General features: G+C 38.3%; 23 protein-coding genes. 7 read left to right on the top strand and 16 right to left on the bottom strand.

Annotated features, from left to right (window positions below; all coding sequences use genetic code 11):
- The 10 genes from cyoD to acnA all read right to left on the bottom strand — a co-directional run.
- Positions 1-491, bottom strand: a 491-nt coding sequence (gene cyoD, locus T429_RS09755; protein ID WP_457911907.1) for a cytochrome o ubiquinol oxidase subunit IV, incomplete at its 3' end; no start/stop codon positions are given.
- On the bottom strand, positions 491-1,159 hold the full coding sequence (locus tag T429_RS0103555) for a cytochrome (ubi)quinol oxidase subunit III (RefSeq protein ID WP_005774462.1): 669 nt from the start codon (positions 1,157-1,159) through the stop codon (positions 491-493). The genes T429_RS0103555 and cyoD, both read right to left, overlap by 1 nt.
- On the bottom strand, positions 1,156-3,174 hold the full coding sequence (gene cyoB, locus T429_RS0103550) for a cytochrome o ubiquinol oxidase subunit I (protein WP_005774461.1): 2,019 nt from the start codon (positions 3,172-3,174) through the stop codon (positions 1,156-1,158). The genes T429_RS0103555 and cyoB overlap by 4 nt, the downstream gene beginning before the upstream one ends.
- 75 nt (positions 3,175-3,249) lie before the next feature.
- Positions 3,250-4,221 carry a ubiquinol oxidase subunit II gene (gene cyoA, locus T429_RS0103545; RefSeq protein WP_005774460.1) on the bottom strand — a complete coding sequence of 324 codons (972 nt, stop codon included), beginning with the start codon at positions 4,219-4,221 and terminating at the stop codon, positions 3,250-3,252.
- A 106-nt stretch (positions 4,222-4,327) separates the two neighbouring features.
- Positions 4,328-4,795, bottom strand: a complete 468-nt coding sequence (gene aroQ / locus T429_RS0103540; protein ID WP_005774459.1) for a type II 3-dehydroquinate dehydratase — start codon at positions 4,793-4,795, stop codon at positions 4,328-4,330.
- Between the two features lie 54 nt (positions 4,796-4,849).
- Complete coding sequence (gene recF / locus T429_RS0103535; protein ID WP_005774982.1) at positions 4,850-5,983, bottom strand: DNA replication/repair protein RecF; 1,134 nt, start codon at positions 5,981-5,983, stop codon at positions 4,850-4,852.
- A 20-nt stretch (positions 5,984-6,003) separates the two neighbouring features.
- Entirely contained in the window at positions 6,004-7,125 is a 1,122-nt protein-coding gene (dnaN, locus tag T429_RS0103530; RefSeq protein WP_005774981.1) for a DNA polymerase III subunit beta, read from the bottom strand.
- Between the two features lie 183 nt (positions 7,126-7,308).
- A complete protein-coding gene (gene dnaA / locus T429_RS0103525) occupies positions 7,309-8,880 on the bottom strand; it encodes a chromosomal replication initiator protein DnaA (protein ID WP_005774455.1) in 1,572 nt (523 codons plus the stop codon).
- A 712-nt stretch (positions 8,881-9,592) separates the two neighbouring features.
- Entirely contained in the window at positions 9,593-9,859 is a 267-nt protein-coding gene (gene rpsT / locus T429_RS0103510) for a 30S ribosomal protein S20 (protein ID WP_005774454.1), read from the bottom strand.
- A 241-nt stretch (positions 9,860-10,100) separates the two neighbouring features.
- Positions 10,101-12,788, bottom strand: coding sequence for an aconitate hydratase AcnA (gene acnA, locus T429_RS0103505; RefSeq protein WP_005774453.1), 2,688 nt, complete (start codon positions 12,786-12,788; stop codon positions 10,101-10,103).
- Between the two features lie 295 nt (positions 12,789-13,083).
- Between acnA and ccmA the strand changes: the two genes are divergently transcribed.
- From ccmA to T429_RS0103480, 5 genes are read left to right on the top strand one after another with little or no spacing between them, the layout of a single operon-like run.
- Positions 13,084-13,695, top strand: a complete 612-nt coding sequence (gene ccmA, locus T429_RS0103500) for a heme ABC exporter ATP-binding protein CcmA (protein WP_005774452.1) — start codon at positions 13,084-13,086, stop codon at positions 13,693-13,695.
- Positions 13,696-13,706: 11 nt separating this feature from the next.
- A complete protein-coding gene (ccmB, locus tag T429_RS0103495) occupies positions 13,707-14,372 on the top strand; it encodes a heme exporter protein CcmB (RefSeq protein WP_005774451.1) in 666 nt (221 codons plus the stop codon).
- 46 nt (positions 14,373-14,418) lie between these two features.
- Entirely contained in the window at positions 14,419-15,198 is a 780-nt protein-coding gene (locus T429_RS0103490; RefSeq protein WP_026500866.1) for a heme ABC transporter permease, read from the top strand.
- Positions 15,186-15,437 (top strand): heme exporter protein CcmD, encoded by a 252-nt coding sequence (locus tag T429_RS11005; RefSeq protein WP_005774449.1) that lies wholly within the window; start codon positions 15,186-15,188, stop codon positions 15,435-15,437. Before T429_RS0103490 ends, T429_RS11005 begins: the two co-directional genes overlap by 13 nt.
- Positions 15,412-16,005, top strand: coding sequence for a DsbE family thiol:disulfide interchange protein (locus tag T429_RS0103480; protein ID WP_005774978.1), 594 nt, complete (start codon positions 15,412-15,414; stop codon positions 16,003-16,005). The genes T429_RS11005 and T429_RS0103480 overlap by 26 nt, the downstream gene beginning before the upstream one ends.
- Positions 16,006-16,712: 707 nt before the next feature.
- Here T429_RS0103480 and T429_RS0103475 read toward each other — a convergent pair.
- The 4 genes from T429_RS0103475 to T429_RS0103460 all read right to left on the bottom strand — a co-directional run bounded on the left by T429_RS0103475 (position 16,713) and on the right by T429_RS0103460 (position 19,889).
- Positions 16,713-17,708 (bottom strand): Hsp33 family molecular chaperone, encoded by a 996-nt coding sequence (locus T429_RS0103475; RefSeq protein WP_005774447.1) that lies wholly within the window; start codon positions 17,706-17,708, stop codon positions 16,713-16,715.
- A 35-nt stretch (positions 17,709-17,743) separates the two neighbouring features.
- The gene (locus T429_RS11000; protein ID WP_005774445.1) at positions 17,744-17,899 is read right to left on the bottom strand and encodes an ornithine carbamoyltransferase; all 156 of its coding nucleotides are present in this window, start codon (positions 17,897-17,899) and stop codon (positions 17,744-17,746) included.
- Between the two features lie 26 nt (positions 17,900-17,925).
- The gene (locus T429_RS10995) at positions 17,926-18,225 is read right to left on the bottom strand and encodes a Rossmann-fold NAD(P)-binding domain-containing protein (RefSeq protein ID WP_005774444.1); all 300 of its coding nucleotides are present in this window, start codon (positions 18,223-18,225) and stop codon (positions 17,926-17,928) included.
- Between the two features lie 449 nt (positions 18,226-18,674).
- Positions 18,675-19,889: an aspartate aminotransferase family protein gene (locus T429_RS0103460; RefSeq protein ID WP_005774443.1), complete on the bottom strand. Its 1,215-nt coding sequence runs from the start codon at positions 19,887-19,889 to the stop codon at positions 18,675-18,677.
- Positions 19,890-20,361: 472 nt separating this feature from the next.
- Between T429_RS0103460 and T429_RS0103455 the strand changes: the two genes are divergently transcribed.
- A complete protein-coding gene (locus tag T429_RS0103455; protein ID WP_005774442.1) occupies positions 20,362-20,892 on the top strand; it encodes a GcrA family cell cycle regulator in 531 nt (176 codons plus the stop codon).
- Between the two features lie 869 nt (positions 20,893-21,761).
- Here T429_RS0103455 and T429_RS0103450 read toward each other — a convergent pair.
- Both T429_RS0103450 and T429_RS0103445 read right to left on the bottom strand, forming a co-directional pair.
- A complete protein-coding gene (locus tag T429_RS0103450; RefSeq protein ID WP_005774441.1) occupies positions 21,762-22,352 on the bottom strand; it encodes a Smr/MutS family protein in 591 nt (196 codons plus the stop codon).
- Positions 22,353-22,398: 46 nt separating this feature from the next.
- Positions 22,399-23,091 carry a Tim44/TimA family putative adaptor protein gene (locus tag T429_RS0103445; protein WP_005774439.1) on the bottom strand — a complete coding sequence of 231 codons (693 nt, stop codon included), beginning with the start codon at positions 23,089-23,091 and terminating at the stop codon, positions 22,399-22,401.
- A 170-nt stretch (positions 23,092-23,261) separates the two neighbouring features.
- On the opposite strand from T429_RS0103445, the gene T429_RS0103440 reads away from it, so the two are divergent.
- A complete protein-coding gene (locus T429_RS0103440; RefSeq protein ID WP_005774438.1) occupies positions 23,262-23,756 on the top strand; it encodes an FxsA family protein in 495 nt (164 codons plus the stop codon).
- The last annotated feature ends 132 nt before the right edge of the window (positions 23,757-23,888 follow it).

The following is a 23,888-nucleotide window of genomic DNA, read 5'->3' as shown; positions in this document are numbered from 1 at the left end:
GCTTGATCTACAGGAGTCTGCATACTTGGAGTTTGCTCCATGGAAATTTCTGAGTTCAGCATCTTTTCTGGCTGTTTTCTTACAGATATATTTTTGTTTGATAACTGCCCAGATACTGAAGAACCATCCATTCTTGATATTTCTGGTTCAATAACACGTCCTGAACCACCCATCATATTATAATTCAAATGGGAAATAGCCCACCATGTACCTCCAATAATAACAAAAACGCAAATAGCAGCAAACCATAAAGCGCTTAAATTCCACTTGGCATCTGGACCAGAGTTCAAGTGTAAAAAGAAAACAATTTGTACTATAATCTGAATAATTGCCATACCAATAAGATACGCAACCTTTGTACTAATTGCCCAACTTTCCATCATTCCATACATTACAGGAATAAAAGAACCCAAGGTGAAAAATACAGCCAGAATAAAACCGACCAAATAGGAACCAGTACTGGGACCATGTGTTTCATTTTGCATGCTCATCACAACGCTCCTAATAGATAAACCATGGTGAAAACACCAACCCATACAATATCAAGTAAATGCCAAAAAATGGAAAGGCATGCTAAACGTGTTTTATTATTCTGATCCAAACCATTACGACGAAGATGAAAAAACATCACAACCATCCAAAGAAGACCAACACTTACGTGAAGTCCATGGGTACCAACCAAAGCAAAGAATGCTGACCAATAAGCAGAGAGAATTTCCCGACCAAAAAGCTGTAAACCTGTTGCAGGATCGATACCCGCATAAGCATTTGGATCATAATAAAAGACCTCACTCAATAATTCATGGAATTCATAAAGTTCCATACCAATGAAGCAACACCCAAATATAAAAGTAATGGCCATCCATAAACGCACACCACTGATGTTATTTTTATGTGCTTGTACCATTGCAAAACCATAAGTAACGGATGAAAACAATAAGAAAGCAGTCTCAACTAAAACAAACTTTAAATCTATAAATTCATTGCCCGCTTTACCGCCCCCATAAGAAGCAGAAAAGACAGCAAAACTTGAAAAAAGTGTCGAAAACAGGATCAAGTCTGAAAGAATATAGACCCAAAAACCAAACGTCATGACCGAGCTACTATCGTGGTGAAGTTTATCCACAGTATTCGCATTATTCATTGTTACTGCACTCATACTGTCACTCCTTGTTCTTTAAGAACAGCTGTAAAGGCATCTTCAGTTTTTTGTACTTCTTCAGCTGGAATATAATAACCATGGTGATCGCCTGTTAATGAATGACACACAAGCGTTGCAACAAAACCAACCAGTCCGATCGCAACAAGCCACCAAATATGCCAAACAAGCGCGAAACCAACAACTAACGAGAAGAAGCCAGCAATAATTCCAGCTGATGTATTCGATGGCATATGAATTTTTGTAAATCCACTTGTCGGGCGTTGATAACCACTTTTCTTCATATTCCAATAAGCATCATCAGACTTTATCTCTGGGAGAAGAGCAAAATTATAAGCAGGAGGTGGTGAAGAGGTAAACCATTCCAGTGTCCGTGCATCACCCCAAGAATCATTTAACGTTACCGGTAAGTGACCTTTATGCTTAATACCGTACCAAATTGCCAAAACAACCTGTAACACAAAACAAAGGATACCAAGTAAGATAATAAAAGCACCTAGAGCAGCAATAACAAACATTGGTTGCCAACTAGGTTCCATGTAATGCTGAAGACGACGCGTTGCTCCCATTAAACCAAGGGCATAAACAGGGAAAAAGGCAAGATAAAAACCAATAAACCAACACCAGAAAGATGCAATCCCTAGTATGCGATTTGGTTTATAACCAAAAACTTTTGGAAACCAAAAAGCAAGCCCAGCTAGATAAGCGAAAACAACGCCTCCGATAATCGTATGGTGAAAATGCGCTATCAAAAACAGCGAATTATGAAACTGCCAATCAGCAGGCACAATCGATAATAAAACACCGGTTAATCCACCACCAACGAAGGTAAAGATCATGCCCATGCACCAAAGCATTGGAGGTTCAAAGCGTATCCTTCCTTTATACATTGTGAGCAACCAATTGAAAACTTTTACACCTGTTGGAACGGCAATAATCATCGTTGCGATACTAAAAAAGGTATTTACAGCTTCACCGCCACCCATTGTGAAGAAATGATGTCCCCAAACAAGAAGCGAAAGAATCAAAATAACTACCATAGCCCATATCATGGAAGTATAACCAAAAAGGCGTTTCGAGGAAAAAGTTGATACAACCTCAGAAACAATCCCAAAAGCAGGAACAACCAAAACATAAACCTCAGGATGACCAAAAACCCAAACATAGTTAATCCATACCATTGGATTTCCGCCACCAACATTGGTAAAGAAATTCATGCTCAGATAACGATCACAGGCCAAAAGCGCAAAAGCTACGGTTAAGACGGGATAAATCACTAAAATAAGGACATTACTGACAAAAGCGCTCCAACAAAAAACAGGCATTCTCATCATTGTCATTCCAGGAGCACGCATCTTAATCATTGTTGCAACGAAATTGACTGCCCCCATAGTTGTTGCAATACCAGAAAGCTGAAGTGACCATAAATAATAGTCTACCCCTGTATCTGGACTCGTTTGCAACTCTGTAAAAGGTGGATACATAAGCCAACCACCACGGCCAAAATTACCAACACCCAGCGATATATTAATCAAAATGGCTCCTGCAGCCGTAATCCAAAAACCTAGATTATTCGCAAAGGGAAAAGCAACATCACGCGCACCAATTTGAAGCGGTATAAGATAATTAAAAAGACCAAATAAAATAGGCGTAGCCATGAAAAAAATCATGATCGTGCCATGCGCCGAAAAAATTTGATCAAAATGCTCAGGGGGTAAATAACCCGCTGTTTCACTCCCAAGAGCTAAAGCTTGATGCGTCCGCATCATAAGTGCGTCCGCAAAACCGCGAACAAGCATAATAATTCCAAGAATTATATACATAATACCAATGCGTTTATGATCGACAGTTGTAATCCAATTTCGCCATAAAATCCCCCACCACCCAAGCGCTGTTAAAGCAAGAACAGCAACTAAACCAATCACAACAATCGCGATACATGTGTACAAAACGATTGGTTCATGTGCAAGCGCATGAAAAGCACCTGCCGTAGGATCTGTAAGTCTTCCAAACATTTCTCAACCCATTTCAAATGAAATTCAAGTTTTAAAGAAACCTTATATCAAAAGGGCTCTTTCTCTACTGACCCTTTAAATAACATCAGGATCAAATACTGAACACAATGCACCCCACAGTGTCTGAGCAGCTGCACGTTTCATTAAATCTTCATTACATACGGTATTTTCATCGACACACCGATTAACAATACGATAGTAAAGTCGCTGCTCAACAGGTGCAAAATAACGCACTTCAGCATCTTTTTCCTTCGCAGCAATATCACCCATACGAGGCGCAATAGAAAGTTGACGATAAGATTTACGATCAAGCGCTCGACCATTAGCCCGAGCTTTTACAATCCAATCTTCAAAATCCTGCGAAGACACAGAGTGCCACTTAAACCGCATCCCTGAAAAACCATCACCGCTATAATTTGCTGAGGTCCCATTGAATACTCCCTGTTCTTCAGCGATCAAATGCAACTTAGCATTCATCTGTGGCATAGAGTAAAGAACTGTACCCAATTTAGGAACCCAAAAGGCATTGACAGAATTTTCTGACGTCAATTGCAATAAAACTTGACGTCTTTCAGGCGCGTAAATTTCATTAATCGATGCAACACCATATTGAGGATAAATAAAAACCCATTTCCAATCAAGAGCGACAGCATCAATCTGCAATGGCTCCCCTTCACCCACAACCTCTACGGGAAGAGGCTTTGCAGGCTCAAGCTTATAGGTATAATAAGCCGTTAGTGAACCCAAAACCATTACAATTACAATCGGGATACCCCACATTACAGCTTCAATTTTATTTGAATGCGCCCAATCAGGAGAATAGTTCGCCTTCGTATTCGATGCACGATATTTTATCGCTAAAAATACTACACTCACCATGACTGGAATGACAACGCAAAGCATAACAACCACACAAACAACAATCAAAATGAGCTGCTGACGTGCTACATAACCTGATGGCTGAAGGACATCCATTTTACAACCAGATAAAAGCAGTGCTCCCCCTAAAATCACAAGCATTCCTAATTGTCGAACAAAGCTTTTCATCTTCTTTTACCCCCGTCATATGCACTAAAAATCGCCATAAATATAATACCTCATATTGTACAGATTTGAAAATAATTATCAAGTGAATTCAATGCCTATATTACTCTTATCCAACACTTAACTCTTTACCTTTACAACTTATTAATTGTTTTGCAATATACTCAAGCGCAAAACGATATCCATCACTTCCAAACCCACTTATGATAGCGTCTACACCTGCCGATGTATAAGAATGGTGACGGAAAGTTTCCCGTTGATGAATATGGGATAAATGAACTTCTACTTTCGGTCCTGAAAACATTTTTAGAGCATCAAGAAGAGCAACAGATGTATGACTGTAAGCCGCTGGGTTGATGATCAATCCAGAACTTAGCTTTGTTGCTTCTTGTATCCATTCTACTAGCTGGCCCTCATAGTTACTTTGATAAAAATTTACGATAACATCAGCTCTTTTTGCCCATTCTCTGCAATTTTTTTCAATATCTTCTAGAGTTTCAGTTCCATAAATTTCTGGCTCACGTTGACCCAGAAAATTTAAATTAGGACCATTTAAAATCGTTATCATCACAGACATGGCAAACCTTTTCTTCTCGACCATCACTTAATTAAAAAATATTTAGCATATTTTTTACAGCAATAAAGCGCCATCCTTAATCTCAAAAAATTCTGCACGTCCTTTTAATTCATCAAATAAAAGACGATCTGTTCCTGTCATAAATGTTTGCACAGCTAAATCATCAAGAATATCAAATAAAGCAGCACGCCGATGTGAATCAAGATGAGCAGCCATTTCATCAAAAAGAAGAATGGGTGCTCTTTCCGATATCATACCTGTTAGACGTGCATGACACAAAACCAGACCTATCAGCAACGCTTTTTGTTCACCTGTTGAACAAGATGTTGCAGGTCTATTTTTATCTGCATAAAAAACTTGTAAATCTGTACGATGTGGTCCTTCTAATGTCCGCCCAGCAGCACGATCCATTGCACGATTACGCTGCAATCGATCACAAAACTGCTCTTCAACTTCAGTGGCTGATAGTCTCCTTAGAGCTGTTTCCAAAAAACCATCAATTTGCAAAAAAGCCCGTGGAAAAGGTATCTGAGATGGCATTTGTGTAAACATGTCATTTAAAAGCCGAATAACATCAATACGCGCCGCAGAAATAGCTGTCGCCAATTCTGCCATCTGCTTTTCTAATGCATCAAACCAAGCAGTATCTTCATTGCCATCCAAAAACAAACGATTACGTGCGCGCATCGCTCTATCATAATCGGATATACGGCGACTATGCAAAGGATCAATCGCCAAAACCATACGATCCAAAAAACGCCGGCGTTCAAGCGAAGGGCCGGTAAAAAGACTATCCATAGAAGGTGTTAGGATACTAATATGACAGTAATCTGTTAAGCAATCACTTGGCTCATTCACACCATTAATATGGACCTTTCGACTGTTATCGCTAACCTCCAAAGCTGTACCAATCTTCACTTCACCATAAAGAGCACATTCAAGACAGGCAAAGATAACAAATCCTTCACCGCCTTCATCTATACAGCTAACATCAGAATATGCAGCCCGTCGCAAACCACGACCTGGAGAAAGAAACGATAACGCCTCTAAAAGATTGGTCTTACCCGCACCGTTGTGGCCCGTGAAAACCACATGCTGACCCGAAAAATGAATATTTAAAAAAGAATAATTGCGATAACGTAAAAGCTTTAGCTGCCTCACAGACACTTTATGCACATGACTTGCCATGCATTGCAAAACAATCGCCCCTAAACACGAATAGGCATCAGCACATAAAGCACATTCGCATCATCATTATCACGAATCAGAGCTGGTGCTCCAGCTTCAGCCAACATAAAAACCATCTCATCACTTGAAAGCTGCCCAGCAATATCCAAAAGATACCGTGAATTAAACCCTATCTCAAGTGGTTCAGATGTGTAAGTTACGGATAATTGATCTTCCGCACTGCCCGAATCAGGACTATTCACAACAAGCCTTAACTGTCCATGCTCAATCGTTAACTTAACAGCACGCCCCCGATCACTCGAAATCGTTGAAACACGATCAACCGCTGAAGAAAAATCCTGTCTATTAACAACTAATTCTTTATCATTTCCAAGAGGAATAACACGTTGATAATCTGGAAATGTTCCATCAATTAACTTTGATGTAAAAACCACAGAACCTATAGAAAAACGAATCTTTGTCTCTGAAAGTTCTATACATACATCACCATCATTTTCTTCTGAAAGAAGTTTTTGCAATTCTCCTACAGCTTTACGAGGAACAATAACACCGGGCATTCCTTCAACTCCTGAAGGCGCTTCCATCTCAACTTGTGCCAAACGATGACCATCCGTTGCCACCAAACGCAGTTTCAAAACACCATCATGAATAACATGGAAGTAAATACCATTAAGATAATAGCGGGTTTCTTCAGTAGAAATGGCAAATTGCGTACAATTAAGTAAATGTTTCAACCCTGATGCTGATAAAGAAAAGCGATAACTAAACTGCCCAGGAAGTGACTCTGGAAAATCTGCCTTTGGAAGACACTGAAGCTGAAAATGTGCACAACCTGAAACAACAGACATTGTACTTGATTGATTCTCATCAACGGATAATGCAACTTCATTACCATCAGGAAGTTTTCGAATAATATCATAGAGCAAATGTGCCGGAACAGTCGTTGCTCCGGCTTGTTCCACATTAACTGCAAAAGATTCCGTAACCTCTAAATCAAGATCTGTTGTCTTTAACTGTACATGACCATTTTCTGCATCAATCAGAACATTCGATAAAATAGGAACAGTATTACGGCGCTCTACCACACGGTGAACACGACCAAGAGACTTGAGAAATTGATTGCGATCCACTGTAATACGCATAAAAGCCCCGTACGATTTACAAAAAACGATAAGAATTCTTTCGAATTAAAACAACAGATCCTTTTTAAAGAATCGTCTACTAGATTTTATTAAACCTCTTTTAAAATGGCAAGTCACTCCTGCATAAGAAAAAAAACTTTCATTAAATCCCTTAAAGTTTCTTCAAAAAAGAAATCATAAATCTTATACAGCCTGTTCTCCAATCAATCGCTTCAGTAATTCAAGTTCCTTGGCCAAGGTCTGATCACCACAAACTAAATCTTCAATTTTACGTACAGCGTGTAAAACTGTTGTATGATCACGTCCACCAAAACGGCGCCCTATTTCTGGCAATGAGCGAGGCGTTAATACTTTCGCTAGATACATCGCAACTTGCCGTGGCTTTACAACCGTCCGTGTTCGACGATTAGATAGCAAGTCCTGTTTAGAAACATTATAATGGCGCGCTACCGTACGCTGAATTTCTTCAATCCGAATACGTTTAGGTTCACCAGGACGTGTCAAATGACCTAATAACTCATCAATCCGTTCTAAAGATAAATCAGACTCAAAAGATTGACGAAATAAAAGCTGGTTAAATGCGCCTTCAATATCGCGTCCTGACCCTAAAACCGTTTTTGCAATATATTCCAGAACATCATCAGAAATTGATATCATGCTATCATCTTGCTGTGCCCCCTTCAACCGCTGGCGCAACATTTGCAAACGCATTTCATAATCTGGTGCCTCAATTTCAAGGGCAACCCCTCCCTGAAGACGAGACCGAACCCGAAGATCAAGCGATTCTAATTCCGCTGGCGGACGATCTGCAGCAACAACAACCTGTTTTGCACTATCAAGCAACATATTAAGTAAATGGCAAAATTCATGTTGTATCGACTTACCTTGCAAAAACTGCATATCATCAATAATCAACAGGTCTATATCGCGAAGTTGCTCTTTAAAAGAAAGAGCATCATTATCACGAATAGCTGTTGCAAAACGCCACATAAAATATTCAGCCGTTAAATAAATAACACGTGCAGATGTTAAACGCTTCAATGCAGAAGCGGCAATCGCTTGAAGCAAATGTGTTTTTCCTAAACCGACAGACGCGTGAATAAAAAGAGGATTAAAACGCAAAGCACTTTTATGCCCCTCTGCAATTGAACGTGCTGCCGCTAAAGCAACGCGATTAGATGCCCCCTCAACAAAGCTTTCAAAAGTATAGCGAGAATCAAGGGGAGATCCAAAAACCCCCGCTTGAGAACTTTTGACTGAATGCTCCGCACAATTCTCAACAAAAGATGAAGTCGCCGGCTCCTCCAGCACAACAGAAGGCGCACTTGTTTTACAAACAACATCTTTTGAAACCCGTTCCATACCGCGAACGATGACTTCAACACGAAGAATTGCTGAGTTCTCTTGTTTCCATAAATGAGTCAAAAGAGAACCATAGTGATTATTAATCCATGAACGTAAAAAAGCTGTAGGAACAGAAAGCTTTACAAGAGTATGGCTATACTCAGCAAGTTTCACACGACCAAACCAACTGGTATAAGCTTCAACACCAACCTGCGCCTTTAATTGTGCCATAACACGTACAAAAGCCGCCGTACTCTCCTCCTCTGAAACAATAGAATGCCCTATAGAAGCACTTCTACAAACAACCCCATCACTCTCTGTCATCCTATTCTTTATTATGTTCTCTGCCGACAGGATATTCACCGAAACCCTTTTAAAGGAACTAGCTTTAGAGTTCAATTTATCCACCATCTTCCATCCTGATAAAAATAAAATTTTGTCCTGCCAAACAACTAAAATAAATCTAGCGAAGGCAAAACGCCCTACCCCAAATAAGATTACTCACCCTCCCCTAGGATAGCCTCATCACAACCCCACTAACAAAGATGACCAATAAGATTTACTTGCACTCATGATATGACCCACCCTTCTAAAATGGTAAACATACCAACTAAGAGAACTAAAAAAACATCAAAAAACCTACCCAACACAAAAGCTTTTAAAAAGCTTGAACCAAAGATTTTATATTTAACAAAATACAGGATAATGTGCTGATGTGACCCCTTCATACTTTTTAGTCTTCATGAGAACCATACAAAACAGCAGAGGTAAAATGCAAGAGGTCAAAATAAAATCAAAAGCTCCAAAAAAATGCTGTAAAAATGCTTATTTCAATGAGGAATGAGAAAAATAATTGATTCAATTCATTTTTTTTCTCTGAATTTACCAATCATTAAAGAATCTCTACAAATTAAAAAAAAAAAATAAAATGCTTGACAAAAAAGACTCTGTAAAAATCCACAAAGCTTGTGGATAACCATACTCCCCCCTATAAGCTTTCTCTTCTTTTTCAAGAGGAGAATCATTGTCGATTCTTGTTTTCAATAGAAACTCTTTGAAACAATAAACAAAAAGCCAGCACCCTTACGGATACCGGCTTGTTTCTTAATAAAATAGAAAAAGTTTAAACGTTGAGAGCCTTTAAACGCTTCGCTAAACGTGACACTTTCCTCGCAGCAGTATTTTTATGAAAAACGCCTTTAGAAACCGCACGCATAATCTCAGGCTCAAAATTCTTAAATGCAATTTCTGCAGATGCTTTATCGCCCCCTGCTAAAGCATCATCAAACTTACGCATAAAAGTACGAACGCGTGAACGGCGGGCCCTATTAACCTGTGTGCGTGCTGCAACCTTGCGCACCGCTTTTCGAGCAGAAGGTGTATTCGCCATAAATATAATCTCTCTTTCAACACCTTGGTAAAATGAGTCTCGATAACGACTCTACCAATGTAAACAAACCTAACCCAAGCAAAACTATAAAGCTGCCTATAACTCATGTGGCTTATAGCGCAATGTCAAAGCCAACGTCAATTAAATTTTCAAAGACAGACATAAAAAACGAAGCCAAATTCTTTGATCCGCAACTTTATAGCTTAACCGTTTAAAGATATTCCTCAACGAACAAAGGCATTTAAACAGCTAGCTTACGTAAGACATATTGTAAAATTCCACCATGATGCAAATAATCTAGCTCATCTTCAGTATCAACACGGCATAATAATGGAACAGTTTTTACCGTACCATCAGAAAAAGTAATTGTCGCCACTGTCTTTTGACGAGGTTTCAAGTTATGAATCCCTTCAATCGTTACCTTTTCATCTCCCTTTAAGCCTAAAGATTTCCAACTTAGCCCCTCCTCAAAGACAAAAGGAACAATACCCATACCAACAAGATTAGAGCGATGAATCCGCTCAAAAGATTGTACAATCACCGCTTTGATACCAAGAAGATTAGTCCCCTTGGCGGCCCAATCGCGTGATGATCCATTGCCATATTCAATTCCCGCAAAAACAACGAGCGGAATACCTTCTTGTTTATACGCCATGGCTGCATCATAAATGGTTTGTTCTACCGTTGATGGATAATGAACTGTATAACCGCCTTCTCGACCATTTTCTCCTAACATGAAATTACGAATACGAATATTGGCAAAGGTCCCACGAACCATAACTTCATGATTCCCACGGCGCGTCCCATATTGATTAAAATCAGCAACGTTAACGCCATGATCCATTAAATATTTTCCAGCAGGAGAAGCTGCCTTAATAGAACCAGCAGGAGAAATATGATCTGTCGTGATTTTGTCACCAAACAAACCTAAAATTCGTGCCTCCTTAATATCTGGTAAGACATCAGGATTTTTCTGCATATCATCGAAATATGGTGGATTACGAACATAGGTGGATTGCTCATCCCAAGAATAGGTAGACCCTGTAGGGATCTGAACTTTTTGCCAATTTTCATCTCCCTTAAAGACATCTGCATATTTTTCAGCAAAAACCTTACGCGTGACATTTTCTTCGATAAATGCCTGTATTTCTTGAGAAGTTGGCCAAATATCTCTCAAATAAATCGGTTGACCATCCAAATCTTTACCAAGAGGGTCTTTGGTTAAATCTTTACACACCGTCCCAACAAGCGCATGTGCAACAACTAATGGGGGTGAAGCTAAATAATTTGCTTGCACATCAGGAGAGACACGCCCTTCAAAATTACGATTCCCTGAAAGAACTGCAGCTGCAATAACACCATTGTCATTAATCGTTTTGGAAATAGCAGGATGCAAAGGACCAGAATTCCCAATACATGTTGTGCATCCAAACCCTACTAAGTTAAATCCTAATGCATCTAAATCTTTTTGCAGACCTGAATTTTTAAGGTAAGCTTCAACAACTTGTGAACCAGGTGCAAGAGAAGTTTTTACCCATGGTTTGCTTTTCAGACCCTTTGCCACCGCATTTCGTGCCAAAAGACCTGCTGCAATAAGAACACTTGGATTTGATGTATTTGTACAGGAAGTAATCGCAGCGATCACCACATCACCGTGACTGAGCGTATATTCTTCACCTTCAACCGGATAATGCTCATCTTGTCCTGAAGTTTTCTTATAATCTTCAACCAATGCCTTCTCAAAACCTTGTCCAACATTTTCCAATGCAATACGCCCTTCCGGACGTTTAGGACCAGCCATAGAAGGAACAACGGTTCCCATATCTAATTCAATTGTATCGCTAAAAACGGGATGAGCCACCCTTTCGTCATGCCACATCCCTTGCGCTTTGGAGTAAGCCTCGACTAAGGCAATACGATTTTCATCACGCCCTGTCATGTTAAGATAACGCACTGTCTCCTTATCAATTGGAAAAAAGCCACAGGTTGCTCCATATTCAGGTGCCATATTCCCAATCGTCGCCCGATCAGCAAGCGTCATATGCTCCAAACCAGGGCCAAAAAATTCAACAAATTTACCAACAACGCCCTTCTGGCGGAGCATTTGGGTCACCGTTAACACGAGATCGGTGGCTGTGACACCTTCTTTAAGTTTCCCTGTGAGCCGAAAACCAATCACTTCAGGTAACAACATAGAGACGGGTTGGCCTAACATTGCTGCTTCGGCTTCAATGCCACCAACCCCCCAACCCAACACACCTAAACCATTGACCATCGTCGTATGCGAATCAGTTCCCACACAGGTATCAGGATAAACCGTCTCCCCCCCCTCTTCATTCTTCATCCACACGCATTGTGCTAAATATTCGAGGTTAACCTGATGACAAATCCCTGTTCCTGGAGGAACAACACGAAAATTTTGAAAAGCTTGTTGCCCCCATTTTAGGAAACGATAACGCTCACCATTGCGTTCATATTCATGCTCAACGTTTTCCTTAAAAGCCATGGGAGTGCCAAAATCATCAACAATCACTGAGTGATCAATTACGAGATCAACGGGGATGAGAGGATTAATTTTTTCAGCGTTTCCACCAAGTTTGACCATAGCATCACGCATTGCAGAAAGATCAACAACTGCCGGAACACCGGTAAAGTCTTGCATAAGAACACGTGCAGGACGGTAAGCAATTTCTGCTCCTGCGCTGCCTTTGTCGCTTAACCACTTAGAAACACTGAGGATATCTTCTTTTTTAACTGTGCGCCCATCTTCAAAGCGCAATAAATTTTCGAGAATAACTTTCATCGAAAACGGTAAACGCGAAATGCCTTCAAGACCATTCTTCTCCGCTTCGATTAAGCTATAATAAGTATATTCTTTGCCACCAACCTTTAACGTTCTGCGACAATTAAAGCTATCAATGTGAGTCATGACTGTCCACCCTCATACTATAAACCACCCAATTTCCAGGAATGAACAACACAAACTACGAGTCAAGGTCGCAGCTTGAGCGCAGACGCAATTACCTCCGCCATCCATTTCCCCCTCCACCTTTCATAGGTAAATGCGGAAATTAGCGCCAAAAACCATTCTACACCAGATCTTGATGTAACGCCTCCCTTATAGAACTATTTCTAGAACTATTCTAGGGACAATTGCATAAAAAACATGTTTTTTTATTCTATAATGCAATAAAGAATAGGAAAATATAAAAATAGGTAATCACATGGTATTATCAGGCAAAGATTTAGCAGCTTACAGAAACGGAGAAATTCTGTTCAAAGATCTTTCTTTTTGTTTATTTCCACAGCAACTGATGACAATCACAGGACCAAACGGTATCGGAAAATCTACATTACTGCGAATCATTGTCGGCCTTCTTGAAGCTGCTGAAGGCCATGTCATACTTAAAGATGATGAACAAAGATACCCTGTTGCCACTGCGTGCCATTATCTCGGGTCTCAAAATGCCATGAAACCTCCTCTATCTGTCATTGAGAATTTGCAATTTTGGGCAGAGTTTTATGGACAACCTTTGTACTCACCTTATGAAGCCCTTGCCGATATTGGTCTTTCTGATCTTGAATATTTACCCTTTAACACGCTGTCAACTGGACAAAAAAGGCGTGTCGCTCTTGCTCGTCTTTTGCTCTCCTATCGCCCTATTTGGATTTTAGATGAACCAATATCAGGACTTGATAGCCATGCTCAAAAACGCCTTGCTCGTATTTTTCAGCGCCATCTTAATCAAGCGGGTATGATTATCGCCGCAACCCATAATTCCTTAGGTATTCCAGAAAACCATACAATCGCTCTGGAAAAATTTTTACCTCTCTAGGAGAGAATAAAATGAAAGCACTGTTCTGGCGTGATCTTAAACTATTATTAGCGCCACAAGCCTGTTCGCTCACAGGACTATTGTTTTTCATCGCTGTTGTGGTCATAACTCCCTTTGCCATTGGTCCAGATCCAAAAATTCTTGCACAAATAGGACCAGGAATACTTTGGTTTGGTGCTCTTCTCGCAGGACTCCTTAATCTGAACAAACTTTTTCAAATCGATCGCGATGATGGCAATCTCGACCAATTTATCCTTGCAGGACAAAGACAAAGTTTTACATTGATTGTCTTTACAAAATGCATCGCCCATTGGGTAGGAACGATGCTTCCTCTCATTTTTACCACGCCTATTTTAGCCCTCATGCTCCACTTAGACGTTACGATAACTTTTACAACAATACTTACCCTTTTATGTGGAACACCAGCTATTATTTTTATTGGCGCCATAGGAGCAGCACTTGCAAGCTCATTGTTGCATAGCACGCTTCTCATTTTCATCATTATCTTGCCGTGGATCATTCCAATCATGATTTTTGGCGTTTCAGCTGCCACAGCGCCAACAAATCCAAATGCTTCGTTTCTCACTTCTTTAGCTCTTCTTAGCGCTTTTTCACTGTTTTTGAGTCTCTTTAGCTCTTTTGTTGCCGCTTTAACACTCAAGCTTTTATCCGAATAATAAAAGATGATTGCCGCATAGAAAAACTCTGCCTATTATGAATTTTATGAATGAACTATCGCACACATATAAAATGAGGTCACTTCCTATAAGTTTTTCCCGTTTTATGAAAATAAGTAAAATCATTTTACCATGGCTCGCCAGCATAACGTTATGTCTGCTTATCCTAGGACTTATTCTAGTGATCTATTCACCAGATGACTATCAACAGGGTATGACTGTTAAGATTATGTATCTCCATGTCCCTTTTGCGTGGTTGTCTACATTCTGTTATATAACGATGAGTGCAGCAGCATTGGGAAATTTGATTTGGAAATATCATCTTGCTGATGTGGCTCTCAAATGCGGGGCACCCATAGGAGCAATTTTTACTGCCTTGGCTCTCATGACAGGAGCACTTTGGGGACGCCCTACCTGGGGAACATGGTGGGTATGGGATGCACGGTTAACATCGGTTTTAATTCTGCTTTTTATCTACCTTGCCATTATCCTGCTTGGACGTGCTTTTGACAACCAAGTAAAAGCCGCTCGCGCGACTGCAATTCTTACCCTTGTTGGTTTTGTTAATATCCCTATTATTAAGTTTTCCGTTAAGTGGTGGAATACACTGCACCAACCAGCCTCCTTGTTACGTGCTGGAGGACCAACTATCGATAGTGCTATGCTATGGCCCCTTATAACCATGTTATTTTGTTTCGTCTTTATGTTTATTGCGCTCTATTTGATGGCTATGCGAAATGAAATCAATAACCGTTATATCAAAATACTTCAAATTAAAAAATCCCGTCGTGCACAACAACAGGACTCTTCATCATGCTCGACCTAAATGGCATCCACAGCGAACTTTTAGGAAATCTATCTTTGAAAATTGATTTTTTCCTTGGTACCCTTAAACACCAGCAAATTGTATTTTTAAGCTATATGCTTTCTGCAATATCCCTACTCTGTCTTATTGGCTATATTCTTTGCAAAGCCTTCTACCAAAAAAAAATTCTCCAACAATTGAACAAAAAAGAACGATCACAAAAAGAAAAATACAATGAAGAACATCCCTCCAAAACTTAAAAAAAATATATCTTTGCCTGTTTTATTTATTCTTTTGGGACCATTTGTGCTTTTTCTTCTCCTCATGATGTTTTTTTTCAACTTTATGGATAAAAAATACCCCAAAGATTCTTTTCTTCTCCCAAATGTGTTGGCTGGAAAACCTGCCCCCAATACGCATCTTCCTCTTCTTGATCAGGCGGGTTATCTTCATTCAAAACAGTTTAAAGGACGTGTCACATTGATCAATTTTTGGAGTTCTTGGTGTTTACCCTGTCGCGAAGAGCATCCTCTTCTTATGAAAATTGCACAAGATAAACGTTTTGATCTAATTGGTATTAATTATAAGGATAACAAAGCAAACGCCCTGCACTTTTTAAATCATTTTGGTCATCCTTTTAAATTGATTGGCTTTGATGTTTCAGGATATACAGCCATTGACTGGGGGGTATATGGACCACCAGAAACCTTTCTCTTAAATAAAGAGAGCATCATTATTGCCAAACATGTTGGCCCCTTAACATGGCAAATTTATCAAAAAAAAATTCTCCCAAAAATTGAACAAGCAATTATGACAAAAGAAAAATAAAATATAAAAGTATTGATTTACCATTTCTCTCTATTCAATGAAAAAACCGAATATTATGAGATTTTTTTCAAATCTTTTTATGTTGAATCAAGAAAAAAAGCTAAGAAAAGAATAAAAATGCCTTTTTGTGCATTTTTTTAATATAAGTATAATGAACAATGTTTTAAATTGAAAATAAAAGAATGCAGGTTTGTAAGAAGACAAAGTTTTATCGCTCTATGCACGCCGTTTTGTTTATAGAGCCCTTTTTATTTAAAATACACATTGTTATGAGAGGTATTCCTCACTATTCTCATCTTTGAGAATAAGAAATCCATTTTTTCATAGTGTCATTGTTATATTTATTCCCCGAGCGCTCTTTATTTGTAAGAATTTTATAAGGTTCATATTGATTCTTTGATTTATAGGTTCTTATTTTCTCGATAATTTCTCTTATGATCATAACCAATGGTCTTTTTTGATTCTTAAGTAAGACAAATTCGAGTAAGAAAATATGACTATAGTCAAAAAGAAGCCCTTTCGAGAGAAGAAAGCAGCTTTTACAGGGCACTCTTTTTTAAAAAGAATCTCGAGTGAATAGTGATTTCAACAGAAAGACCATTGGCATACACCGAAAAATGCTAAAAAATATTCAAGAGGTTCATATGAGCTTATGCTTTAAGTTTTTATAACGCGAATAAAATGAGCTTTTGTTGCAATCATCATTTTTATGAAGTTGATTCTCCATTTTCTTCCAAAAATTCTTGCGGTGTAAAGCGATAGGTTTTCGAGCAAAATTCACATGTCACTGAAATATGTTTATTTTCAACCATTTTATTGCGTTCATCAATTGGAAAACCTTCTAGGATTCCTTTGATTTTTTCACGCGAACAAGAACATTGATCAACAAGAGAAAAAGGATTAAAAACTCTCACACCTTGTTCATGAAAAAGACGGAATAAGAGCTGTTTACTCCCGACTTGGGGATCTGTTAATTCTGAACTTTCAATCGTTGCCATGAGTATTTTAGCTTCTTGCCATTGGTTATCTAATTGGGTTTTGGTTTTTGTTTCTTCTCGCTTTTGATGATGGGACGATGCTTGAGGTAAAAATTGAGTCAAAATACCTCCAGCTCGCCAGCTTTTCTGTTGTTTTCCTTGGTTGTCACGATTGATTAATATAGCAACAGCCAAACGGATATCGGTAGGAATTTGCTCTGATTGATCAAAATAGGTACGAGCAGCTTCTTGTAAATTGGATCCATCTAATGCTACTATCCCTTGATAGGGTTGCATGTGGGGACCTTGATCAATCGTGAGAGCTAAAGTGCCCTTTCCTAAAAGTCTTTCTGAAGAGATTTGATCATTATCTATGGCTTGTTTAAGCTGTTCTTTATCAAAGCGAGCGTATCCCCGTAAACTGGAAGGAGGTGAAAAATCGCACACCAGCATATTAACTGGTCCATCTGAATGGGTTTGTACAATAAATTTTCCCGTAAGCTTGAGAGAAGTTCCAAGTAGGACAGTTAAAAGTAAAGCTTCTGCCAGAAGATAAGAAACTGGTTCAGGATATTGATGTCTGTTAAGAATAGAATTTAAAGTTTTCCCAATTTGTACAACACGTCCACGGATATCAAGTTCTTCAACTTGAAAGGGAATAACATAATCATCTTCATGCAAGGAGGTATTGTTGAGAGAAGCTTCATCTTTAGCTTGTTCATGCATGACTTTACCTTTTATTATACTTTGTTGTAGAGAGGCTATTGTGGAGAGAAAAACGCATCTTGTAAATACCAAGAAAGGATTGCTTTTTGAGTATGAAGACGATTTTCAGCTTCATCAAAAACAACTGAATGCCGTTCATCAATCATAGTATCGGCAACTCCTTCACAATGACGAGCAGAAAGACAATGCATAAAAAGAACATTAAGTTTTGCTCATTTCATGAGAGCTTCCTTGTCTTGATAAAACTGAAAATAGAATGACTGCGCGCACAAAATTCTTGCCCCATGGAGACACCCACATCGGTTATAATACAAATCAGTATCTTGAGCTGTTTTTTGCGGATTATGCATAAGATGTGCCCCCATTCACGTACCCAATGTATAAATTTTTCTTGCGATTTACTGCCCGTTGAAATGGCCATACGCAAATGAAAATAAAAAAGAGCCACAGCTTTAATCAATGAATGGAGCACTTTATTATTTTCATCTCCCATCTGTGCAACTATTTTGTCAATCATTGGCTCTCGATGTTCCTCATAGGTTTATATATCTGCTAGAATTTGGTAAGGATGTGTATCATCTATAAGGACATTAATAAAAGGAATTAGTGCATATTATGCCAATTCAAACATACGTTTATGTTTTGTTATTCACAGTATTACGATATCCACAAAACGCGATAAAATGTATACTGTGTCGGCTATGAATTGACTATGACCATACTACATTTCTAACACTATGAGCCTAGATTGTATCTCTGCCAAAGTTGATGCATACTGATATCAAATGAAATACGGGGGCATGTAGATGTTTTTTTCAAAAATCATCATGGGTGTTTCCCTCCATAAAAGGTTTTGAACTTTTCACTGCTTTAAAAGGTGCTTTAAGGATTTTCACAAAATCGAGCAACGTACGTGTTATTGCTAGCGGTAAAATGATAAATCTGTGACATGACGAAGAACTTTTGTCAGGAGTGCGCTATTTGTTTTTCTTTATTTACTTGCGAAAGATAAGCTATTGCTTTTTCAATACGATGCAAACTTTCATCTATTTCTTCTTCCCTAATGATAAGAGGAGGCAATAAACGTACAACGTTGTTGTTGGCTGCAACACTTAAGAGATATTCATTTTCCAAAGCATTCACGACAAGATTTGCAGGAACAACACACTGAATGCCCACCATAAGACCCATCCCCTGAACGGCGCAAATAATATCAGGATAGATATTGAGAATATGCAAAAGTCCACTTTTCAGCCTATCCCCCATGTTTTGCACATGGTTCAGAAAACTTGGCTCTAATAGAACATCAAGAACACTATTTCCTACAGCCATTCCAAGAAGATTTCCTCCAAAGGTTGAACCATGGGTTCCAGGTGTCATACTTTTTGCCACTTTATCCGTTGCAAGGCAAGCACCTAAAGGGAATCCCCCTCCTAATCCTTTTGCGAGAGTAAGAATATCAGGTGTGACATCACTCCATTCATAAGCAAAAAGCTTTCCTGTTCGTCCCATGCCCGTTTGGACTTCATCAAAAATCAATAATAGATCATTATCATCGCATATTTTACGCAAAAATTTTAAATATTCATGAGAAACTGTTCGTATTCCTCCTTCTCCTTGAATGGGTTCAATAAGAATAGCGGCTGTATTTTGATGAATAGCGTTACGTAAAGCGATTTCATCACAAAAAGGGACTTGAAGAAATCCACCCGCTTTAGGTCCAAAACCTTCAAGATATTTTTCATGCCCAGTTGCAGCAAGTGCTGCAAGTGTCCGTCCATGAAATGCCCCTTCAAAAGTAATTATTTCAGTGCGTGCTGGATGACCCGAGGCATAGTAATAGTGACGTGCCGTTTTGAAGGCACATTCCAATGCTTCAGTGCCTGAATTGCAGAAAAAAACCTTATCTGCAAAACTATTTGCACAAAGCCGCGTGGCAAGAGCTATTTGCTCAGGAGACTGAAAAAGATTCGAAACATGCCAAAGTTTTTCCGCTTGTCTTTTGAGCGTATCAACCAATTTAGGATGGGCATACCCTAATGCATTAACAGCAATGCCAGATGTGAAATCAAGATAATGTTCTCCTTTATCGGAAATAAGCCATACCCCATGCCCCTGTTCAAAATGCAAATTTCGTCTTGCAAAACATTCATAAAGTGGTTGTATAGAGATGGCATCCATCATAATTCCCTTTATATTTTAACCTTTTCAATATATATATACAAAGCAACATGATACATTTCATTTTGGTGCTTTAAACATTTCACTCGATTAATGATTACACCTATGGAATAGATCATTACACCAATTGAGAAAAAGTCAATGAAGGTTCTAAAAATAAGCGGTTTGGGAAAAAATGCCTTAAACAAAAGTGGACGTTTAACCTATGATTGATTTGCAAGTTGGGGAAAACATTCTAAATAAACTCTTTGAGAGGCAAAGACTCTTGTCATAGAGTGAGTGCATATTGTAATTTATACTATCGTTAAGCAAGATGATGTGTTTTGATTTGTAAGTTCCACAGGTTGGATGATTTTCTTATGCTCACTTAGAGTGTAAAATTCTTTCATTCAGCGCATTGAAGACATTATTGAAACATTTGAAGATGCAAAGGGGAAGCATCTCAGTGACGTAATCGGAATGGAGTGCTGATATGGGTTGGACATGTGAACGCGTTGAGCTTCTTAAAAAGCTTTGGAGTGAAGGGTTAAGTGCAAGTCAAATTGCTGCTCAATTAGGCGGAGTCAGTAGAAATGCAGTCATCGGCAAAGTGCATCGATTGAAGTTGCCAGGACGTGGCAAAACAGCACAAGGAAATGTACGTGCGCAAAAAACTCCTGCAAACACCCCATCATCTCCACGTGTGCGTCGTAACACAGCCACAGTATCGCCAATCAACACATCATCTGTCAATGTTGAAGAGACGACTTCAAAGATAGAGGTTGTAGCAGAAGATGTTAAAGAAGTTGATATTTCCACAAAATCCAATGTTGTAGTGCCTATATCACGTCAACTTAATTTGCTACAATTGAGTGAAAATACATGTAGATGGCCAGTTGGCGATCCATTATCAGCCGATTTTCATTTTTGTGGTGCTGATTCTGATGAAAATAGTCCTTATTGCACCTTTCATGCTAAGTTAGCATTCCAACCATTATCTGAAAGACGGCGAATAAGGATATAATATCCTCCGATATAATTTCACATTTTGTACCTTCTGTGCCTCATAATTAAATCTCAATGATAAAATGATTATGAAAAAGAGATTTTATGAGGTTTTTAACGAAATCATATCTTTTGGTGCCCTTGCGCAGCTATATGTTATAAATCCAATACTTTTTTATTTTCACGATTCTTTTTAATTTAGTTGTACTAATTTAAAAACTATCCCTAGGGATATCTTTTGAATAATGCAGTTTCTCAATTTAGCATGTTTTTATTCTTCGTGTTCTTAATAGAATAATGTCGTAGTTTAGAAAATAATTTGTCGTTTGGCAACTAGAGTGAAATCCACGAATATCTCTCTCATTTTGAACCCTCCATATAGTTCAATCAATCAGAATCTTTTGCGTATCATAAGCGAAATAGGAGTCTGTATAGAGTTGAAAACACTTTAAAGAAAAGCATGTCTCTTATAACTTTTCTCAAATATAAAGTTTTTTCAATATTAGGAGCTAACAAAGTATGTAATAATGCAACCTTGCACTTTTATGAAACGTAAAGATGAGCGTTTATAATTAATTTTATACACTTCATGGAGATCACTATTTTACACAGCCTATCACAGAATAGGCTTACAAGTATTAAGAGATATTTCTCTAAAATAAGCACGTGAATATGTAAGTGTATTCTATTTGACGCATTTTGTTTCGTGTGAGGGATATAACCCTTAAAAAATTAAAAATAGGAGAATATTGTATTCAAGGTTCTTACACAATAAACGAAAATAATAAATTGTAATTATAAATCAATATGTTATTATATTTCTTTTATGATCTATAATATACGAAATCTTTTAGAGCCAGTATTGAATCTGAAACGACTACAATAGCATCACATTCCTTTTCCCGACACAAAACGGCGCAACCAGACATAAAGCGCACCCTCACCGCCATGCTGGCGCGCGGCTTGCTCAAACGCATGAACATAATATCGAAAAGCTGGTGTTGATAACCAATACGGCACAAATCTATACAAAGCTCCATCACTCCCAACAGATCGGCCTTTTCCTGTAATCACAAGGACGTAACGCAATCCACTCTGTTGAGAGGATTGTAAAAAATTTTTTAAGAAAAAATAAGCTTCTTCCTGCATATAACCGTGAAGATCAAGACGTGCCTCAAGAGGATAACGACCTTGAGAAATTTTACGATGTGCAACACGATCAAAGAAATGAATCTTATGCGCTTGTGTAAGGACTCTCTTTTCTTTTTTAATCATTGTTGAGCGTTGTTGATTTTCCTGCCCCTCTAGAGGTTTTTGCGTTATGCACTGTTTTTTATCAGTAATATTTGCAATATTTTCTGAAATAGAAGAGAGCCTCTTATCATGAATCGGTGTTATTGTGCGACAAATCCTCTCCCATAAAAGGCGATCTTGCGAAGTTAATAAATCTCTTTTTTGTCTCCATTTACTTGAGGACATTGTAATTTCTCATAAAATATTGAGTAATTATGGAAGAAAAAATACTCTAATTTTCATCTTCTGTAGCAAAAAGCTTCCAGTTTGGGTCCGATGATAGGCTATTGCGAACAAAAGTCCAAATATCTCTAATTTCCACAATAGCATCGGGATCACCGTCTATACGCTCACCCTGTTCATTATAAGTAACAGAAATCATCTCACTAATAATACGTATCGTTAAAAGTTCATTCTTTTCTTGTATTGCCGCTGCAACAAACTCAATTTTATTAATTCCAACAAAAGTAAATTCTATTCTTTCTTTGTTTTTTTCTCTCTGCTCAATAGCAGTGCAAAAGCTCTCAAAAACATCCTGACAAAGCAAGCTTTTAAGTTGACTGCGATCACCTTTAGCAAAAGCTGTTACAATCATTTCATAAGCAATCCCTGCACCTTTTATAAAAGATTGAGGAGAAAAATGACGATCAATTCTACGCAGTGCGCGCAAATTTTCATTCAAAATACTCCCCTCTGGTGCAATCTCATCAATTTCACTAAAATCGCCTTTTTGTAAATTTTTTTGATGAGGGAACGAAACAATATTATCCGTCGTTTCTGCCTCAGCTTGTTTTTTAGAGCGACGTGAATAAGGATCAAAGGGAGGCTTTTCAAACCCAATTCGCTTCCCTAATACACTACGGAGTTGCACAAAAATAACAACCATAACAACAAGAGCGATGACAAGTATAACGTCAAATTCCATGGGCGCTGTCAATCTCCAAGCTTTAAGTTTGTAATAAACATTGCAGTCAATATCATTTATCAATAAATATGTAAAATAGGGAATCCTACCATTCAAATATTTTTGTAGATTTTATATAAGGAGTGCTTGTAAGAACTTCTCCCCTCCTCATTTCAGAAGGAAATTTTCATGTGATAAAACTTTATTCTATAAATCCTCGTTTTTTTGTCATTATCTTTCTCTGTATTCTTTTAATTGAGATCGCTGGTTTTATCTTTGTTGGTCAAGAAATTGGCATTTTGGCAACTTTGAGTTTGGTTATTCTCACAACCATAGTTGGGGTTGTTTTATTGCGAATTCAAGGGATTAGCCTTTTAAAAAACATACAAAGTGAACTTATCCAAGGACGCACATTAGAAAACAATATTATTCATGATGCTTTCATCATGTTGAGTGCGATTTTGCTTATTGTCCCCGGTTTTGTAAGTGATCTCTTGGGAATATTACTTCTTATTAAGCCAATTCGCTCTGCTGCTTGGCGTTTTTTTTCATCATTAAAAAACACAATGAATCCCAATACAAAAAGAAAAAATAATTCTGAAAAAATAATTGATCTTAACGCTGAAGATTACAAAGTTCATGATACGACAGAATCTCCTTGGCGCAAAAATGATGATCACCATTGAAAGTCTTAAAAAAAATCTGTAACGAACGAAAAAAATAATCAAGATAAAGAGCGCATTCCTTGCAACCTTTTGCAAGGCATGATAACCAATTCGATCTTTAGATCTAAAATAAATATACATATTATAATGAGA

Source organism: Bartonella elizabethae F9251 = ATCC 49927 (genome assembly GCF_000518165.1).
Lineage (GTDB): Bacteria > Pseudomonadota > Alphaproteobacteria > Rhizobiales > Rhizobiaceae > Bartonella > Bartonella elizabethae.
The sequence above is the reverse complement of the archived record's forward strand: the minus strand, read 5'-3'. Positions and strand labels throughout refer to the sequence as shown.

Excerpts from the sequence above, each read along its gene's own strand:
- T429_RS0103460 (WP_005774443.1), bottom strand. The coding sequence starts at position 19,889 with ATGGATGCCATCTCTATACAACCACTTTATGAATGTTTTGCAAGACGA.
- aroQ (WP_005774459.1), bottom strand. The coding sequence starts at position 4,795 with ATGTCTGTGATGATAACGATTTTAAATGGTCCTAATTTAAATTTTCTG.
- dnaA (WP_005774455.1), bottom strand. The coding sequence starts at position 8,880 with ATGGTGGATAAATTGAACTCTAAAGCTAGTTCCTTTAAAAGGGTTTCG.
- T429_RS0103455 (WP_005774442.1), top strand. The coding sequence starts at position 20,362 with ATGGGTTGGACATGTGAACGCGTTGAGCTTCTTAAAAAGCTTTGGAGT.
- T429_RS0103445 (WP_005774439.1), bottom strand. The coding sequence starts at position 23,091 with ATGGAATTTGACGTTATACTTGTCATCGCTCTTGTTGTTATGGTTGTT.
- cyoA (WP_005774460.1), bottom strand. The coding sequence starts at position 4,221 with ATGAAAAGCTTTGTTCGACAATTAGGAATGCTTGTGATTTTAGGGGGA.
- T429_RS0103555 (WP_005774462.1), bottom strand. The coding sequence starts at position 1,159 with ATGAGTGCAGTAACAATGAATAATGCGAATACTGTGGATAAACTTCAC.
- T429_RS11000 (WP_005774445.1), bottom strand. The coding sequence starts at position 17,899 with ATGCATTGTCTTTCTGCTCGTCATTGTGAAGGAGTTGCCGATACTATG.
- recF (WP_005774982.1), bottom strand. The coding sequence starts at position 5,983 with ATGGCAAGTCATGTGCATAAAGTGTCTGTGAGGCAGCTAAAGCTTTTA.
- rpsT (WP_005774454.1), bottom strand. The coding sequence starts at position 9,859 with ATGGCGAATACACCTTCTGCTCGAAAAGCGGTGCGCAAGGTTGCAGCA.
- ccmB (WP_005774451.1), top strand. The coding sequence starts at position 13,707 with ATGAAAGCACTGTTCTGGCGTGATCTTAAACTATTATTAGCGCCACAA.
- acnA (WP_005774453.1), bottom strand. The coding sequence starts at position 12,788 with ATGACTCACATTGATAGCTTTAATTGTCGCAGAACGTTAAAGGTTGGT.
- T429_RS0103490 (WP_026500866.1), top strand. The coding sequence starts at position 14,419 with ATGAATGAACTATCGCACACATATAAAATGAGGTCACTTCCTATAAGT.
- cyoB (WP_005774461.1), bottom strand. The coding sequence starts at position 3,174 with ATGTTTGGAAGACTTACAGATCCTACGGCAGGTGCTTTTCATGCGCTT.
- T429_RS10995 (WP_005774444.1), bottom strand. The coding sequence starts at position 18,225 with ATGATTGACAAAATAGTTGCACAGATGGGAGATGAAAATAATAAAGTG.
- T429_RS11005 (WP_005774449.1), top strand. The coding sequence starts at position 15,186 with ATGCTCGACCTAAATGGCATCCACAGCGAACTTTTAGGAAATCTATCT.
- T429_RS0103475 (WP_005774447.1), bottom strand. The coding sequence starts at position 17,708 with ATGCATGAACAAGCTAAAGATGAAGCTTCTCTCAACAATACCTCCTTG.
- dnaN (WP_005774981.1), bottom strand. The coding sequence starts at position 7,125 with ATGCGTATTACAGTGGATCGCAATCAATTTCTCAAGTCTCTTGGTCGT.
- T429_RS0103450 (WP_005774441.1), bottom strand. The coding sequence starts at position 22,352 with ATGTCCTCAAGTAAATGGAGACAAAAAAGAGATTTATTAACTTCGCAA.
- T429_RS0103480 (WP_005774978.1), top strand. The coding sequence starts at position 15,412 with ATGAAGAACATCCCTCCAAAACTTAAAAAAAATATATCTTTGCCTGTT.
- ccmA (WP_005774452.1), top strand. The coding sequence starts at position 13,084 with ATGGTATTATCAGGCAAAGATTTAGCAGCTTACAGAAACGGAGAAATT.